Below are 16,253 nucleotides of genomic sequence, written 5' to 3' on the forward strand. Positions count from 1 at the left end.
GGTGATGGCACCACGCATTCTCGTCGTCGATGACGAACCTCATATCCGCGATGTGATCTGCTTTGCCCTCCAGCGCGCCGGCATGATGCCGATGGCAGCCAGCAACGGCACCGAGGCGATGATGGCCTTCCGCCGCGGCAACATCGATCTCATCACTCTCGATATCGGCATGCCCGATATGGATGGTCTGGAGGTCTGCCGCCAGATCCGCAAAACTTCGGCTTTGCCGATCCTGTTTCTTTCGGCGCGCGACGAGGAGATCGACAGGGTCTTGGGGCTCGAAATCGGTGGGGACGACTACGTCACCAAACCATTCAGCCCGCGCGAACTCGTCGCCAGGGTCAAGGCGATCCTGAAGCGCAGCGGCAATGACGCGGTGCCTGACAGGCGCCGCGCCACCTTTGTCGAGGGCGAGCTCAGCCTGGATCGCCACGGCAGGATGGTCACGTTCGGCGAGAGCGCCATCACGATGACGGTGCTCGAATTCGCCATCCTGGACGCATTATTGTCGCGCCCCGACATGGTCTTCAGCCGCGAACGACTGATGGAGGCGGCCTATGGCGCCGGGACCTATGTCGCCGACCGGACGATCGACAGCCATATCCGCAACATCAGGGCCAAATTCCTGGCGGCCGGCGGCCGAGGGATCATCGCGACCGTTCACGGCATCGGCTTCAAACTCGGCGGTGAAATCGGAAGGAAGGCCTGATGCCGGCACCGAAAGTCCGGACGAAATGGCGCCCGACACTGGCGCTGATCGTCTATGTCGTGCTTCTCGCCGTCATGGCGCTGCCGATCCTGATCCTCGTCTGGTTTCGCGCCGTCGAGGTGAGTTCGAACCGGATGGCGCCGGCGGAAATCGGGGCGCTTGCCTTCGTCGCCGTACTGACGCTCGGCATTGCCTACGTGCTGACGCGCACGATCACCGGCCCGATCGACGCCTTGATCGCCCGCACGGACGAGATCGCCCGCGGCGGCAAGAGGGCAATCCGGCCGCTTGAAAGCCATGGAACGCGCGAGATCGCCGTCCTGTCGCAAAGCTTCCTCGATCTCGCCGGAAAACTGGTCGATCGCACCGAATATGTTCGCTCCTTTGCCGCCCATGTCTCCCACGAACTGAAATCGCCGCTGACGGCCATCCGCGGCGCTGCAGAGCTTTTGCGCGACGACGATGCCGAAAAGGCGATGACAAAGGCGCAGCGGTTGCACTTTCTCGACAATATCGTCGCCGATGCAGCCCGGCTCGATGCATTGCTGCAGCGGCTGAGGGAACTTGCGCAGGCGGAAATCCCTGTCGCCGATGGTAGAAGCAGCATCACCGACATTCTGTCCTCGCTGCGCGGGCAATTTCCGGCCCTTGATATCTCAGGCAAAGGTGGGCCGGATATATGGGTTGCTCTTCCCCGGGAAGCAGCCGGCATCATCTTTGCCAACCTCGCCGAGAATGCCCTTCAGCATGGCGCCACGCTATTGGAGCTCAGCGTGTCAGCCGATGCCCGCACAACAGTTATTCTCGTCCGTGACGACGGCGGCGGTATTTCCGAGGCAAATCGCCAACGTATCTTTCAGCCGTTCTTTTCAACCCGCCGCGAACAAGGCGGCACCGGCATGGGTCTCGGCATCGTCCGCGCCATGCTGAGCGCCCATGGCGGTACGATCCGCCTGCTGCAGACGGCCGGCGCAGGAGCCGAGTTCGAAATCACCATACCGGTGTAATTCTCATATGATGGGGAAGAGATTCCGTTGTGTCCGAAGGTTTTCCCAGTTGACCTTCTGGACCTGGTGCCGACCGCTTGCTCGCAAGCAAGCGGTTCAGTTGTGCGGTTTTATTGCCGTCAACGCCGCCTGCGCGATGATATCTGCAATGCGTTCGGACAGCGCCGGGTCGGACACAGCGCGCGCAAGGGTGACACCGCCGCTCAGCATGGCGAGAAGCAGGATCGCCTGATCTTCCTGGCTTGTTTCGGATCGGCCCTCGATCTTGTGCTCCGGCAAGCCGGCGGCGACTTCTTCGACGAGGCGTTTGATCTCAGCCGTGTAGGCGTTTCGCGTTTCATCATCCGCGCGCATCACGTCGGGCGAAAGGCTCGGCAGAGCACAGCTTTCGCCTAAATCACAGGTTCTTTTATAGCCGAGATAGTAGCTGACGAACGTCGGCAGCCAGTCTTTCGGCTGATTGGTCTTCAGTGCGGCGATTCCCTGCCGCAGCTCTTCGAGCCCCTCCAGCACGGCTATACGAAAGGCTTCGGCCTTCGATTTGAAGTGTCCGTAGAAGGCGCCGTTCGTCACGCCGGCAGCCTTCGTCAGCGCGTCGATTCCGGCGCCGCCATAACCGTCCTTGCGGAACACCTGGCCCGCGGCTGTGATGACGCGGGCCCGGGTCTCCAGTTTGTGTTCGACGCTGTAACGCATGAAAACCTCATTTAGAGAGTGATCTCTCTCTTTATTGCTTGCTAAGAGAGTGACCGGTGTGTATCCATAAAGAGTGATCGGTATATCAGAAGCGGTCACGATTCAAAGAGGGAGATATCCGATGCCTATCACACTTACCGTGCCCGAAGGCCTGCTCTCGCCGGAGGCCCAGGCGCGAGCCTTTGCCGGATTGACGGACGCCTTGCTTGATGTCGCCGGTTTGACCGGCAATGCCTTCATGACCGCCAATGTCATCGGCACCATCAACGTGCTGCCGCGCGAGCACGTGCTGGCGGCGGGAAAGCCTATCGCTGCGGCGTTCGTCGAACTTAAATTGCCGGAGGTCGCGCTGGCGAGCGCGCAAGCGAAGCAGGCCTTCATCGAAAAAGCGGCCGATGTCGTCGAGCAAGCCGCCGAAGGCGGGCTCAAGCGAGAGCATATATGGTCGAACATCGTCTATGCCCCCGAGGGTGCCTGGGGAATTGCCGGCGACAGTTACAGCAATGCCGACTTCGTCGGCGCCATCCAGGGCGCGGCCGCCGCGTTGTAACGATTGCGGCGCATCTGCGAAACCTCAGACCTGACACAGCAAAGCGCCGCCGTCCGGCGGCGCGACGGAGCCAGCCCATGCAGCTTGCCAACTATCTGTTCTTTTCCCAAGGCTGCGAGGAGGCGCTCGCCTTTTATTCCGAATGCGGGCTTGGCCGGGTCACGCTATTGAAGCGCCATGGCGCAGATGGAATGCCCGTTGCCAGCGAAGCCACGTGGGGCAAGGTGATGCATGCGCGTTTCGAAGGACCAGGCATGATGTTCTTCGCCTCCGACAATCACGATGCCGAGCCGATGCGAGGCTCCGCCCATATGCTGATCATGGATGATCGCGACAGGACCGAGGGCCTTTTCGCCCGGCTTGCCGACGGCGGCAGGATAACGACGCCGCTGGCTGTCCAGCCATGGGGGAGCTATTACGGCAAGCTCACCGATCGTTTTGGCGTCCAGTGGATGCTCGATTGTCTCGCGTGAGCCTGTGCAGCGGGGACGCCCTCCCCTCCCCGCTCAGGGTCCGTTCGTCACCGCGTGGTATAGCCGCCATCGATGACAAGCACTTCGCCGGTCACGTAGCTTGCCGCCGCCGAGCAGAGAAACAGGGCAGCGCTGGCCACCTCCTCCGGCTGCCCGACGCGTCCCATCGGGGTCATGCTGCGCCAGATCGGGAACCAATCGGGATTATCGATGCCGCCGCGCGACAGATCGGTCTCGATATAGCCGGGCGCGATGGCATTGACGCGGATATTCTCGGCGGCGACTTCGCTCGCCAGGCTCTTGGTCATCATATGAACCGCCGCCTTGGAGGCGTTGTAGGCGACCTGGTTCTGCGGAATGTTGGAGACGATACCCGAAATCGAGCCGATATTGAGAATGGCGCCGCCGCCCTGGCGGCGCATGGGAGCGAGTGCCGCGCGGCAGGCGCGGAAGACGGCGTCGACATTGACGGTCATGATCTCGCGCCAGATGGCATCGGAGAATTCGCCGCTGTCGCCATGAATGGCGATGCCGGCATTGTTGACGAGGATGTCGATCCGGCCTGTCCGTGAGAGGGCCTCGGTGACGAGCGCGTCGGCGGCATCGTCTTTCGTCAGGTCGGCGGCGATGAAATCGCAATCGACGCCGGCCTTAGCGAGCCGGTCTTCCGCCGCCGCATGGCGGGTCCTTCCCGAGATGACAACTTTGGCGCCCGCCTCGCCGAGCGCCTCGGCGATCGCAAGCCCGATGCCGCGCGTGCCGCCGGTCACCAGCGCCACCTGCCCGTCTAGGCGAAATCTATCGAAGATCATGGCAGTTCCTTCCTGGTTTTGAGAGGCGGCAAGCGGCTGATCAGATGTCGGTGCTCTGCGGCAGGATGACGAGATCGCGGATGGTGATGTTGCGCGGGCGCGTCAGCATGAAGAGCACCGCCTCGGCCACTTCCTTCGGCTCCATCAGGCCGCCGGCGGCGAGCGCCTCGTCCAGCTTTTCCTGTGGCCAATCGCTCAAAAGAGCGGTCACGACGGGGCCCGGCGCGACCGCCCCGACCCGCAAGCCATGTTTGGCCACCTGCCGCCGCAGCGTGTGGACGAAGGCCTGGACCGCATGCTTCGAGGCGGTATAGATCGGCTCCCAGACGACCGGAACCAGGCCGGCGACGGAACTCGTCAGGATGATATCCCCGGTCTTGCGCTCGACCATATGCGGCAGCACGGCATGCACCGAACGGAATGCGGCATTGATGTTCAGGTTGAGCATGCGGTCCCAGGCGTCGGGATCGCCGCCCAGCACTTCGCCGCCGATATAGGAGCCGGCATTGGCGTGGAAAATATCCAGCTGGCCTGCCTTCGCCAGAATCTGCGGCATCATCCCCGCGACGCTTTCCGGATCGGTGAGATCGATGACCAGCGCAATGGCATTGGCGCCGAGCGTCGAGCAGATCTCCTTCAATGCTTCCTCGTTCCGGTCAACCAGCACCACCCGGGTGCCCGCGGCATGCAAGGCCTTGGCGCATTCCAGACCGATACCCGATGCCGCTCCGGTGACGGCCGCGACCTTTCCAGACAGATCCTGTCCCATTTTCTTCCTCTGTTATCTTGAGTGATTTAGGCCCGGCCGTGCGAGATCCGCGATCGGCGTGCCAGCGAGTCGACGATGACGGCGACGGCAAGGACGGCACCGGTGATCATGTATCGAAGCGATGACGAGAGATCGAGGAGCGTCAGCCCGCTGGCGATCGACTGGATGACGATGATGCCGAGAAGGGCCGAATAGGCGCTGCCGCGCCCGCCGAACAGGCTCGTGCCGCCGATGACCGCCGCGGCGATGGCGTTGAGATTGACGTCGCCGGTGCCCGCCTGCTGGCTTGCGGTCGCCAGCCGCGCAGCCGAGAGCACGCCGCCGGTCGCCGCAAGCAGGGCACAGGCGACAAAGGCGCTCGCGTAGATGCGCGACACATTGATGCCCGAGCGGCGTGCGGCCTCTCTGTTGCCGCCGACGGCATGCATGGAGCGTCCCCATTTGGTGCGCGTCAGCGCGTAGTTCATGGCGGCGACGAGGCCGACGAAGAGGCCGAACATCCAGGGGATGCCGCGCGACTGGTTAAGATAGAAAGCAACCGCTTCCAGGGCGACCGTGATGACGACGGCGCGCAGTAACAGTCCGCCGGTCGATTTCGACGACAGGCCGGCTGCCCGCCGGCGCGCCGATGTGCGGTAGCTTGCGAAGAAGAAGGCGATGCCGGCCAGCGCCACCAGCAGATAGGCGACCGGATCCGGCATGACCATGATCTGCCCGAAATTCACCAGCCAGGAGCCATAGGGGAGATTGATCGAGCCGGTCGCTCCCAGAATATAGAGCTGCAGGCCGAGAACCGCGAGCAGGCCCGACAGCGTGGAGACGAAGCTCGGCATGCCGAAGCGGTTGAACAGGAAGGCGTAGAGCGAGCCGATCAGGGCGCCGACGATCATCGCGGCGAGGACTGCGAGCACCACCGGCCAGCCCTGATTGACCCAGAAGACGCCGACCAGCGCCGAGGCGAAACCGCTGACCGAGCCGACGGAAAGATCAATCTCGCCCACCATCAGGATGCAGACTATGCCGAGCGAGATGACGCCGACCGTCGAGCAGTCGAACAGCATGTTGACGAGATTGGCGCTGGAGAGAAACACCGGATTGAGCGCCTGGAACACCGTCCAGATGATCGCCAGGCCGACAATAACAGGCAGCGAGCCGAGGTCGCCGGAGCGGATGCGATCCCAAAAGGCGCGGATCGAGCCGGTAAGGCTGTCGTCATGGCGCACTCTTTCGTCACGCCGGTCGAGAAGTGCGGGTGCCGCCGGTTCATTCTGCAAGGTCTTCATCATGCCCTGCCCTCCTCATTCTCTCGGCTTTGCGCCTGGCGGCGCATGGCGCGGCGGGAGACGGAATTGTTGGACGCGCCGGTGATTGCGCTGACCAGCTCTTCATTGGAGGCATCGGGCATGAAGGTGCCGTTGTTGCGTCCAAGCCGAAGGACGACAATGCGGTCGGCGACGGCACGCACATCCTCCATATTGTGGCTGATCATGATAACGGCGAGGCCGCGTTCGCGCACCCGCTCGATCAGGTCCAGCACTTCCGCCGTCTGGGCGACACCAAGCGCGGCTGTGGGTTCGTCGAGCATGATCAGCTTCGGCTCGAGCAGCAGTGACCGGGCGATTGCCACGGTTTGGCGCTGGCCGCCGGAAAGCGAGGCAACGGGCTCACGCACGCTTGGGATTCGGGCCGAAAGCTCGTTCAGCAGCTTCCAGGCGCGAATCTCCATGGCGACCTCGTCGAGCTGGAAAGGGTTGAGCTCCTTGCCGAGAAAGATATTGGCGACGACGTCGAGATTTTCGCAAAGCGCCAGATCCTGAAACACGGTTGCGATGCCAAGATCGAGTGCGGCACTCGGGCTCGACAGGTCTGCCTGTTTGCCTTCGAACAGGGTCGTTCCCGAGCTCGGCTGATGCACGCCGGCCAGGATCTTGACCAGCGTCGATTTGCCGGCGCCGTTATCGCCGACGAGCGCCACAACCTCGCCTGCATGCACGTCGAGTTCGATATCGGTGAGCGCCGACACGGCCCCAAAGTTCTTCGATATTCCGCGCAGGCTTAGGACGGGCTGGCGGGCGCCGTCAAGAATGTGAGAGGTGTCAGACATCGCCTGGCCTTTCCGAAGCGAAACCGGAAGCGCGACCGGCGATCCGGCCGCGCTCTCCCTTGGCTCGATTACTTGGTGATGCCGAGCTTCTTGCAGCCGTCGGCATAACGGCCGGTGCACAGTTCCTCGGCGGTGTTGATCTTCTTGTCGATGATCTCGGCCTTAAGGTTTTCGGCGGTAACGACGGCTGGCACGAAGAGCTGCGCCGGCGTGTCGTAAAGCGTCATTTCCGCCTTGATCGTCTCTCCTGCCAGGAGCTTCACGGCGACGTCGGCCGCGGCCGCGGCGACGATTTCGCTCGGCTTGGAGATCGTGTTGTATTGATCCCCCGATATGATCAGCTGCAGCGCGGCGATTGTCGCATCATTGCCGGTCACCGGCGGCACGGGATCGACACCGGCTGCCTTGAAGGCGGCGATGGCGCCACCGCCGGTGCCGTCATTGGCGGCGACGACGCCGACGATCTGTTTACTGAAACGGGTGATCTGGCCGGCCGCCCATTGCTGGGCATTAGCCGGCTGCCAGTTCGGCGTGTCGAATTCGGCAAGCGTCTTGTAGCCGCCGCTGGCGAGACCCTCGTGAATGCCGTCCTTGATCAGCCCGGCGGCCGCGTCTGTCGGCGAACCGTTGATCTGTAGAATGCCGCCGCCATCGGTCGGCACATTCTTCGCCTTCAGATGCTGGACGAGCGATTCCGCGATTGCCTTGCCGATCGCCTTATTGTCGAAGGAGACGTAGAAATCGGCCTTGCCCTTCGGGATCGGCCGGTCATAGGCGATGACCTTGACGCCCTGGCTCTGGGCCAGCTGGACGAGGAAGGCGGCGGCTGCCGAATCCACCGGGTCGAGCACGATGACCTTGGCGCCCTGGGTGATGGCGGAGTTGAACTGCTGCTGCTGTTTGGCGATATCGGCGTCGGCATTCTGATAGAGCACCTTGCACGAGGCGCAAAGCTTCTTCATTTCCGCGACGAAGCCCGGATGATCGTGCTCTTCATAGCGGGTCGAGCCCTGATCGGGCATGAGGAATGCGACCGTCGCATCCGCAACGGCGGTTTGCGCAAAGGCGGAAGTACCGCCGAGCAAGGACAGGACAAGTGCCGCGCCTGCCGCTTTTGTCGAGAATTTCGTCATTTCCATCTCCTCCCATCGGAAAAATTGTGTAACTTCGTCATTGCAGTGGTCTGCTGCGGCCGTGCGGTTGGCGAACAGCCACGCCTGTCCCGGCGGTTTGCAGTTTTCTGAGGGCAAGCGTCTCCTCTCGCGAACCGCCCGTTGCGCGCTCGCGTCCAAATCGATGTCCGTTTTTGGCTCCTCCTCCTCGTCCTCCCTATCGTCATCTTCGGCGGACCTTCGTCATATTGCCGACAACGGTGCTCGTCCGGTTTGCTTAAGCCGCCTTCGCCACGTTGATATTGTCGCCCAACAGCCGCCGGAATCGCGACGGCGTCATGCCCTTTTCCGCGAGAAATTGTCGGTTGAAGTTGGACAGATTGTTGAAGCCGACTTCGAAGCAGATGTCGGTGATCGATGCGTGGTCGTCGCTCATCAGGATCTGACAGGCGAGATTGATACGCAGGCGTTTCACATATTGCACGAGCGACATGCCGGTATGGCGGCGGAAGGCGCGCGAAAAGGCGCCGGTGGACTGTTCGGCAATCCTGGCGAGATCGGCTTCGTCGAAGGATTTCGTCAGGTTCTCCCTGATATAGGCGAGCGCCTTGTTGATGCCGGCCGACATGTAACCCGACGGGTCGGGCAAATAGCTCGGGCTGGCGAGAAGCTGGGCATCCTGCGCCCGGCTGAGCAGGCCGACAATCATCATGAAGAGCTCGATGCGGCGCACACCCTGTGCCTGTTGCACCTCGTCCATCAACGGCGCGACCTGCCGGCTGGTATCCGTGCCGAAGAGCACGCCGCGGCGGGAGGCTTCGAGTACCGGCTCGAAGGGGGCGAGTTCGGCCAGCACCTTCATCGTGTCGCTGATGAAATTCTCGCTGAACTGGATGAGCTGGCATCGCAGTGGAATGCTCGACCCCTTCGGAACGTCGCTGATCCAGTTGTGGGGAAGATTGGGGCCGGCAAGCACGAGATTGCCCGGTTCGAACTCGCCGATGAAATCGCCGACGAAATAGCGCCCGGTCGTCGCCACGACGAGATGCAGTTCGTATTCCGGATGAAAATGCCAGCGAACCGTATGATAGGGATAGCCATGCGCCTTCGCTGCGAAGGATTCGCCCGGCCTGATCTGAATGACTTCCAAGTCCGGTTCCATTGTTTCCTCCTCCGAGGACGGGTTCTAATCCCGCACGCCAAATTCCCTTTTTGGCTTTATTGTTGAAGGGGAGTGTAGTGGGCTCGTTTCACGCCCGCCACCACGATTCCCGGTCAAAACTGATACTTTTTTGATGATTGACGCTGCGCAGGCGATGCAAAAGACACCCGCAATCCGCATCCGGCATCATCCAGGAACGGATCTCAGGCGGCCAGAGCGGCAATGACGTTCCGGACCAACGCAGCCGAGGACAGCCGGCTCGTGGCGCAGCTCGGGGCGCCGATCGCCCCGACACGCACCGAAACGCCGCCGCGCGCATTGGCGATCGCAAACATCGACTCGTCGGTCAGATCATCGCCGATGGTGATCGGGCAGCGGTCCTTGAAAGGGTCGGATTGAAAAAACCGCTCCAGCGCATCGCCCTTGCTTGAGCGTGCCGGCCGCAGCTCGAAGACCATCTTGCCGAGCTGCAGCGCCCAGTTCGGCCCGGCAACCTTGGCATAGTGATGCATGCGCTCTTCGAGCACCTTTTCATATTCGGGCGCGAGCCGGTAATGGGCGGCAACGGCCGCGCCCTTATCCTCGATCAGCACGCCCGGATAGTGCTCGGCTTCCTCGGTCAAGGCGTGCTTCAGCGCCTGAAATTCTGGACTGGCCTCGAGCGTGTGCATTCCGGCAGCGCTCCTGATTTCCGCCCCGTGAAGGCCTGCCGTCGGAAATGCAAAGGGTTTGAACAGTGCGTCCGCATAGGCAAGCGATCGCCCGGTGACCAGCGCCAAGGCGCCGCCGAGCTTGTTCGACAGGCGGTGAAGCTGTCCGGGAAGAGCCTCGGGGACTTCGATCGCATCCGGCGTCGGCGCGAGATTTAGCAGCGTCCCGTCGATGTCAAGAAACATCGCCCAGCGCTCCGGCTCTTCCAAGACCAGTGAAAGCATTTCCTGGGTAGCGGCGTCGTCCTGCACGGCATTCTCCAACCTCTGCAATCATTGAAGCTAGGTCACCGGCCGGCGAGGGCAAGGTGACCTTTCAGGCGCCGGAACATCCGGGGCCAGTCCGCGTTGTATCTCGCCGCCCGTTCGAGCCCTCGCGTCACAGAAGGTAGTTTGATGGCCAAAAGCAGTTCCGAGCCCCGTGATGAGGTCAATGCCCCGTTGGCACATGGCGCGTTAAACCTGCCCCTGGTGACCATCGACGATTACAACAATGAACTGCGTGACAAGGATGGCTTCGTTGGCGACAACGCCAACAAGAAGACTTTTCAAACGAAGCTCGACGATTGGAGAAAGCGCATCCGCAAAGTCGGAGACGACCCGATCGGCAAGACCGCGACGGCGAAGCTTTCCAAGAAAAAGATCGACGCCTTTCTGAAAGGCGACGATATGGAGGCAGCGGCATTGGTCATGGGGGCGGTGGAGGACTTCGCTCAGGACTTCGCGGATGTGATTGGAAAGTTTCTGAAGGACAAGCGCTGGGTGAAGACGGAACGCATCGTCGTCGGCGGTGGCTTCCGGCATAGCCGCTTTGGCGAGCTGACGATCGCCAGGACCATGGTTGTTCTCAAGGCCACCGGCATCGACGTCGAGGTCGTGCCGATCGTTCACCACCCTGATGAGGCCGGGCTGATCGGCTCGGTCCATTTGATGCCGCGCTGGATGTTTAAAGGCCACGAGGCGATCCTGGCCGTCGATATCGGCGGCACCAATGTTCGCGCCGGCGTCGTCAAATTCGGCAAGGACGACGTGCCGAACTTCGCGGATGCGAGCGTCTGGGAATCAGCGATCTGGCGTCATGCAGACGACGAGCCAAGCCGCACCGCAACCATCGAGAGGCTGGCCGCGATGTTGCAGGATCTGATCGGCAAAGCCGAGAAGGCCAATCTCAAGCCCGCGCCGATCATCGGCATCGCCTGCCCCGGCATCATCAAAGCCGATGGTTCCATCGAACGCGGCGGGCAGAACTTGCCGGGGGGGAACTGGGAGAGCGACAGCTTCAACCTTCCCGCCGCGCTGATGAAGGCCATTCCTGAAATCGGCGACGACAGCACATTCGTGATGATGCACAACGATGCCGTCGTGCAGGGATTGTCGCAGATCCCTTTCGTGACCGACGTGTCGCGATGGGCAGTGCTGACGATCGGTACGGGTTTAGGCAATGCGCATTTTACCAATCGCGAGACAACGAAGGCGCGATAAGGCTCGGCGCCACCTCCTGCTACGCCGCCAACCATAGGCTCGGCCGGCGTTGCGGCGCGTTATGGTAAATAACAGGTAAACAACAAGGATTTCCGCAGGCGGAAGCAAATCAATCCATAAGTTCCGTTAGGAACGGTTGGCTTTTCCAGATGGAAATGAGAATCGGGTCGGGCTGGCGGCAGTTCTGCGACATCGCAATCGTGCTAACGCTGCCGAGGATACCCACCGAGACCTGATTCGCCTAGCCTGTGCCCGTTATGATCTGCATGTGATCACGACCGGCCCGACGTCGCCTCGCGCTCAACGATCGGCATATGGCGTTGAAACATGATCCGGGATCTTCAGCGTCGCCTTGATGCCGCATGCGGGGCGTCGGCAGAAAGTTGGAGGCCCCTCCCCTTTTCTCCTTTGCGTCGGAAAAGATGGTGATAACGCCGGCGGGTTGTTCTCGGCGGGTTCAAATTGCGCTTATCTCTGCGGCGTACACCATGCGTAGACGAAAGATGGATTATGAACTTCAAGGGAATAAGCGCTCCGCTCAATGCCGGTCGTCTCGAACAAATGCTCGGCCTTGCCCCGTCACGTCGCGATCCTGAAACCCATGACGCAAACGGCAAGTCCTCAGGCAATGGCCCCGTCCGCGGGCCGGAAGCCGAAAACCTGTACCATTCGTCCGTCTATAAATGACAGGTGGATTGCTCCATCCGGTCTGCGATCAGAAACACTTCGCCGAGTCGGCGCCCATGCTGAGTCGCATCCAATGTGTGAAGGCTAGCGTCGGCAAAGCTGGAGACGACCGCCGTTGTCAGCTGACAACAGCGCTAAGATTCCGGAATTACACATGATTTTTTCGGCGAAACCGGTTTGTTATCCATTCGCTAACCAAGAAATCGCTTGACGTCATTGCCAGACTCACGATCATTTGCGCAAAATTACCCGATTTATCAGGATTTGCGTGAATGCCGACCAAGGCCGCGATTGTTGAGAAAGCCAAGAGAGCGAGTCAAGTCTCGATCGACGAGACGATTGCGCAGGACTCGACGATGCTCAGCAGCCAGCTCCAGGTGCTGTTCGAGCGGTTGTTTTCGCCCGATGCCCGCAAATCGCTGCGGCGCTTCAGCAGCACCGAGACCGCCAAGCTGCTCGGTGTCACCGACAGCTATGTTCGCCACCTCGCCGCCCAGGTGGAAAGCATCAATCCAGAAAAGACGGCGTCTGGCCGGCGGGTGTTCTCGCTCGAGGAAATCCATGCGATGCGCCAGCATCTCGGGCGCACCAAACCCTCCTATCTGCCGATGCGCCGGCCGGGCGACCATCTCCAGGTGATCGCCGTCACCAACTTCAAGGGCGGCTCCGGCAAGACGACGACATCCATCCATCTGGCGCAGTTCCTGGCGCTACGCGGTTATCGCGTGCTGGCCGTGGACCTCGATCCGCAGGCCTCGATGTCGGCGATGCTCGGCTATCAGCCCGAATTCGACGTCGGGGAAAACGAGACGCTTTACGGCGCCATCAAATATGACGAGACCCGCCGCGACGTCGCCGACATCGTGCGCCAGACTTATTTCCCCGGTCTCGATCTCATCCCCGGCAATCTCGAACTGCACGAGTTCGAACACGATACTCCAAAGGCCCTGGCCGACACCAACCGCGACGACAAGGACATGTTCTTCATGCGGGTCGGCAACGCGCTGCATTCGCTGGAAGAGAGCTACGACGTCGTCATCATCGATTGCCCCCCTACCCTCGGCTTCCTGACGCTGTCTGCTCTCTGCGCCGCCACTGCCGTGCTGATCACCGTTCATCCGCAGATGCTCGACGTCGCGTCGATGAACCAGTTCCTGACGATGACCTCCGACCTTCTGTCCGTGGTCAAGGAGGCCGGCGGCAATCTCGATTACGACTGGATGCGCTATCTCGTTACCCGCTATGAGGCCAATGATGGCCCGCAGGCGCAGATAGTCGCTTTCCTGCGCAGCCTGTTCGGTGAGCGGGTGCTGACCTCGATGATGGTCAAGTCGACGGCGGTTTCGGATGCGGGCCTGTCCAAGCAGACGATCTACGAGGCGGGACGCGAGACAATGCATCGCCAAACCTATGACCGCGGCGTCGAATCGGTCGACAACGTCAATGCCGAGGTCGAGCAACTCATTCGCAGTGCATGGAGCAGGACATGAGCCCAAAAGGTCGCGATATCCTGAAGAGCATGGTGGGCGCCGTCGAGCCGGCACGGCCGGATGCGCCGAGCGCGCCGCCCCCGCATCGCCCATCGGGCGCGGTCAAGGCGATGAACTTGTCGCTGGGACGGCTGGGGGAGGAAGCGGCGGCCGCCAAGGCGCTGCGTGAATCGCTCGCCTCCGGCGACAAGGTGCTGGAGTTAGATCCGGCTGCCGTCGAAATGTCCTTCATCCGCGACCGTATTCCCGTCGATCAGGATCCTGAGTTCGAGCGGTTGAAGCAGTCGATCCAGGAAAGCGGGCAGCAGGTTCCGATCCTGGTGCGGCCGGATCCCGTCAAGGCCGGGCATTATCAGGCCGCCTACGGCCACAGGCGTCTGCGTGCGGTTGCGGAGATCGGCGTTCCTGTCAAGGCCGTCGTTCGCAAGCTTACGGATGAGGAATTGATCCTTGCGCAGGGTCAGGAAAACGGCCCGCGTGTCGATCTGAGCTTCATTGAGCGGGCGCTGTTTGCACGACGCATGGATGAACACGGCTTCAGCCGCGACATGATTGCCCAGGCGCTGGCGACGGATAAGCCGGAAACGTCGAGGCTGCTGCAGGTGGCGCAGACGATCGACCCCGAGATCATTCTCGCCATCGGACCGGCGCCCAAGGTCGGACGGCCGCGCTGGCTGGCCTTCGCCGAGAAATTCAGAGAGGCAGGCGGGCAGAAGAAGGCGCAGGCCGCAATTGCTGCCACAGCTTTTCAGGCCCTGGAGAGCAATAGTCGCTTCGATCTCATCTGGAAGGCGCTTGAGGAAAAGAGCGCGCCGCAGCGGGCCGAGCAGACGCTTCGGACCCAAAGCGGGGGGACGCTTGCTTCGGTGAGCCACTCCGGAAAGACCTTTCGCATCACCGTCAAATCGGCGGCGTTTTCGGAATTCCTGGCCCGGCGGTTGGTTGGTCTCGCCGCCGAGTTCGAAGAGGAAAATGAGGGAAAATGAACCAATTAGACCGATTGTCAGCTGACAATTCGGATAGGAGATAACGCGCAAAAGAAAAAAGCCCCCGAACGTCACCGTCGCGGAAGCTTTCCTCGTAGTCTTGAACACCTCCGAGAATCGCACTTCCGAGAATCGCTGTCAAGAGTTTTTGGCGCCGTTTTGGCGAGCGGACTTCTTTTGCCTTGTCGAGGTGGAAGAGATGGAAACCGGAAATGTAACGACGCCCTTCGGGCGGCGGCCGATGACGCTTGGCATGCTCGCGAGCCAGGTGATGGCAGGCGAAATCAAGCCTGATCAGTCGGTCGACAAATGGAAATTGTTTCGTGCGCTGTGCGAAGCAAAGCCGCTGCTCGGCATCAGCGATCGGGCGCTTGCGGTGCTTAATGCGCTCTTAAGCTTTTATCCCAAGAATGAGCTGGCACAGGAAAACGGACTGATCGTATTCCCGTCGAATATCCAGCTTTCGCTGAGAACGCATGGCATGGCCGAACAGACGGTGCGGCGCCATCTTGCAGCACTCGTCGAGGCCGGACTTCTGCTGCGCAAGGATAGTCCCAACGGCAAACGTTATGTCCGCAGGGACAGGGCAGGGGAGGTCAACGAGGCCTTCGGCTTCTCGCTGGCGCCGCTGCTTGCCCGTGCCGAGGAGATCGAGCAGCTAGCCGCCGAGGTGATGGCCGAGCGGCTGCACGTCCAGCGTCTGCGCGAACGCATCACGCTTTGCCGCCGCGATATAGCCAAGCTGATCGAAGCGGCTATAGAAGAAGATGTCCAAGCGGATTGGCAGGGCCTGTACCAGGAGTTTCGGGATCTGATCGAAGGCCTGCCACGGTCGCCGACGACGGCACAGCTCGAACAATTGCTGGACGAATTGATGATGCTCAGGGCGGACGTTCTTAACCGGCTGGAAATTCGAGTTAAATCGACAAAAGCGCGCGGCAATGCCGCTTATATCGAGCGTCACATACAGAATTCAAACCCCGAATCCATTTCTGAACTTGAACCAAGCTTCGAAATGAAGCAGGGCGCGATGCCGGAGCAAGACAACGGGCGAGGGACCGGGACGCTGGGAGAGGGAAGGAGTGAGGCGATCCGTTCGGATAGTCAGCCAGAACAGCGGGGTCGACGGCCCGGCGGTCGAGAGGATGGCGGCGGGTTGAAATCCTTCCCGCTGGGCTTGGTTCTGCAGGCCTGCCCCGAAATCCTCGCCTACGGGCCGAATGGTGAAATCCGCAACTGGCGTGATTTGATGAGTGCAGCCGTAACTGTGCGGTCGATGCTGGGCGTCAGTCCGTCAGCCTACGAGGAGGCCGCAAACGCGATGGGGCCGGAAAATGCCGCGACGGTGATGGCATGCATCCTGGAGCGCGGCGGCCATATCAATTCGGCCGGTGGTTACCTCCGCGACCTGACGCGGCGAAGCGAAAAGGGAGAATTCGCGATCGGCCCGATGCTCATGGCGCTCTTGCGGGCAAATGCGCCGGCTAGCCGAAAAGCTGGATAA

The 16,253-nt window shown here is 61.3% G+C and carries 17 protein-coding genes; 9 read left to right on the forward strand and 8 right to left on the reverse strand.

Translation table 11 applies throughout. The features are described from left to right. The first annotated feature begins 4 nt into the window (after positions 1-4). Positions 5-709 carry a response regulator gene (locus AMK05_RS23670; RefSeq protein ID WP_064841745.1) on the forward strand — a complete coding sequence of 235 codons (705 nt, stop codon included), beginning with the start codon at positions 5-7 and terminating at the stop codon, positions 707-709. Continuing rightward, the gene (locus tag AMK05_RS23675; protein ID WP_064841746.1) at positions 709-1,716 is read left to right on the forward strand and encodes a sensor histidine kinase; all 1,008 of its coding nucleotides are present in this window, start codon (positions 709-711) and stop codon (positions 1,714-1,716) included. Before AMK05_RS23670 ends, AMK05_RS23675 begins: the two co-directional genes overlap by 1 nt. Positions 1,717-1,812: 96 nt before the next feature. Here the strand turns inward: AMK05_RS23675 and AMK05_RS23680 are convergent, their stop codons facing one another. Then, on the reverse strand, positions 1,813-2,412 hold the full coding sequence (locus tag AMK05_RS23680; protein WP_064841747.1) for a TetR/AcrR family transcriptional regulator: 600 nt from the start codon (positions 2,410-2,412) through the stop codon (positions 1,813-1,815). 121 nt (positions 2,413-2,533) lie between these two features. Between AMK05_RS23680 and AMK05_RS23685 the strand changes: the two genes are divergently transcribed. Together AMK05_RS23685 and AMK05_RS23690 are read left to right on the forward strand one after the other, a co-directional pair. Beyond that, a complete protein-coding gene (locus tag AMK05_RS23685) occupies positions 2,534-2,962 on the forward strand; it encodes a tautomerase family protein (protein WP_064841748.1) in 429 nt (142 codons plus the stop codon). Positions 2,963-3,039: 77 nt separating this feature from the next. Beyond that, positions 3,040-3,435, forward strand: a complete 396-nt coding sequence (locus AMK05_RS23690; RefSeq protein WP_064841749.1) for a VOC family protein — start codon at positions 3,040-3,042, stop codon at positions 3,433-3,435. 47 nt (positions 3,436-3,482) lie between these two features. On the opposite strand, the gene AMK05_RS23695 is transcribed toward AMK05_RS23690, so the two are convergent. The 7 genes from AMK05_RS23695 to otsB all read right to left on the reverse strand — a co-directional run bounded on the left by AMK05_RS23695 (position 3,483) and on the right by otsB (position 10,377). Beyond that, positions 3,483-4,247, reverse strand: coding sequence for an SDR family NAD(P)-dependent oxidoreductase (locus AMK05_RS23695; RefSeq protein ID WP_064841750.1), 765 nt, complete (start codon positions 4,245-4,247; stop codon positions 3,483-3,485). A 40-nt stretch (positions 4,248-4,287) separates the two neighbouring features. Continuing rightward, positions 4,288-5,016 carry an SDR family oxidoreductase gene (locus AMK05_RS23700; protein WP_064841751.1) on the reverse strand — a complete coding sequence of 243 codons (729 nt, stop codon included), beginning with the start codon at positions 5,014-5,016 and terminating at the stop codon, positions 4,288-4,290. Between the two features lie 26 nt (positions 5,017-5,042). Beyond that, positions 5,043-6,302 (reverse strand): sugar ABC transporter permease, encoded by a 1,260-nt coding sequence (locus AMK05_RS23705; RefSeq protein ID WP_064841752.1) that lies wholly within the window; start codon positions 6,300-6,302, stop codon positions 5,043-5,045. After that, positions 6,299-7,120, reverse strand: coding sequence for an ATP-binding cassette domain-containing protein (locus tag AMK05_RS23710; protein WP_064841753.1), 822 nt, complete (start codon positions 7,118-7,120; stop codon positions 6,299-6,301). Before AMK05_RS23710 ends, AMK05_RS23705 begins: the two co-directional genes overlap by 4 nt. Positions 7,121-7,188: 68 nt before the next feature. After that, positions 7,189-8,259 carry an ABC transporter substrate-binding protein gene (locus tag AMK05_RS23715; protein WP_064841754.1) on the reverse strand — a complete coding sequence of 357 codons (1,071 nt, stop codon included), beginning with the start codon at positions 8,257-8,259 and terminating at the stop codon, positions 7,189-7,191. A gap of 250 nt (positions 8,260-8,509) precedes the next feature. Further along, positions 8,510-9,394 (reverse strand): helix-turn-helix domain-containing protein, encoded by an 885-nt coding sequence (locus tag AMK05_RS23720; RefSeq protein ID WP_064841755.1) that lies wholly within the window; start codon positions 9,392-9,394, stop codon positions 8,510-8,512. Positions 9,395-9,597: 203 nt separating this feature from the next. Beyond that, positions 9,598-10,377, reverse strand: coding sequence for a trehalose-phosphatase (gene otsB / locus AMK05_RS23725; RefSeq protein WP_171899846.1), 780 nt, complete (start codon positions 10,375-10,377; stop codon positions 9,598-9,600). A gap of 123 nt (positions 10,378-10,500) precedes the next feature. Between otsB and AMK05_RS23730 the strand changes: the two genes are divergently transcribed. From AMK05_RS23730 to repC, 5 genes are all read left to right on the forward strand, one after another. Beyond that, a complete protein-coding gene (locus AMK05_RS23730; RefSeq protein ID WP_064841756.1) occupies positions 10,501-11,586 on the forward strand; it encodes an ROK family protein in 1,086 nt (361 codons plus the stop codon). Positions 11,587-12,096: 510 nt separating this feature from the next. Beyond that, on the forward strand, positions 12,097-12,273 hold the full coding sequence (locus tag AMK05_RS35335; protein ID WP_171899847.1) for a hypothetical protein: 177 nt from the start codon (positions 12,097-12,099) through the stop codon (positions 12,271-12,273). A gap of 272 nt (positions 12,274-12,545) precedes the next feature. After that, a complete protein-coding gene (gene repA, locus AMK05_RS23735) occupies positions 12,546-13,763 on the forward strand; it encodes a plasmid partitioning protein RepA (protein WP_064841757.1) in 1,218 nt (405 codons plus the stop codon). After that, entirely contained in the window at positions 13,760-14,749 is a 990-nt protein-coding gene (gene repB / locus AMK05_RS23740) for a plasmid partitioning protein RepB (protein ID WP_064841758.1), read from the forward strand. The genes repA and repB overlap by 4 nt, the downstream gene beginning before the upstream one ends. 199 nt (positions 14,750-14,948) lie before the next feature. Further along, complete coding sequence (gene repC, locus AMK05_RS23745; RefSeq protein WP_064841759.1) at positions 14,949-16,253, forward strand: plasmid replication protein RepC; 1,305 nt, start codon at positions 14,949-14,951, stop codon at positions 16,251-16,253.

The sequence above is a fragment of the Rhizobium sp. N324 genome (assembly GCF_001664485.1).
GTDB lineage: Bacteria > Pseudomonadota > Alphaproteobacteria > Rhizobiales > Rhizobiaceae > Rhizobium.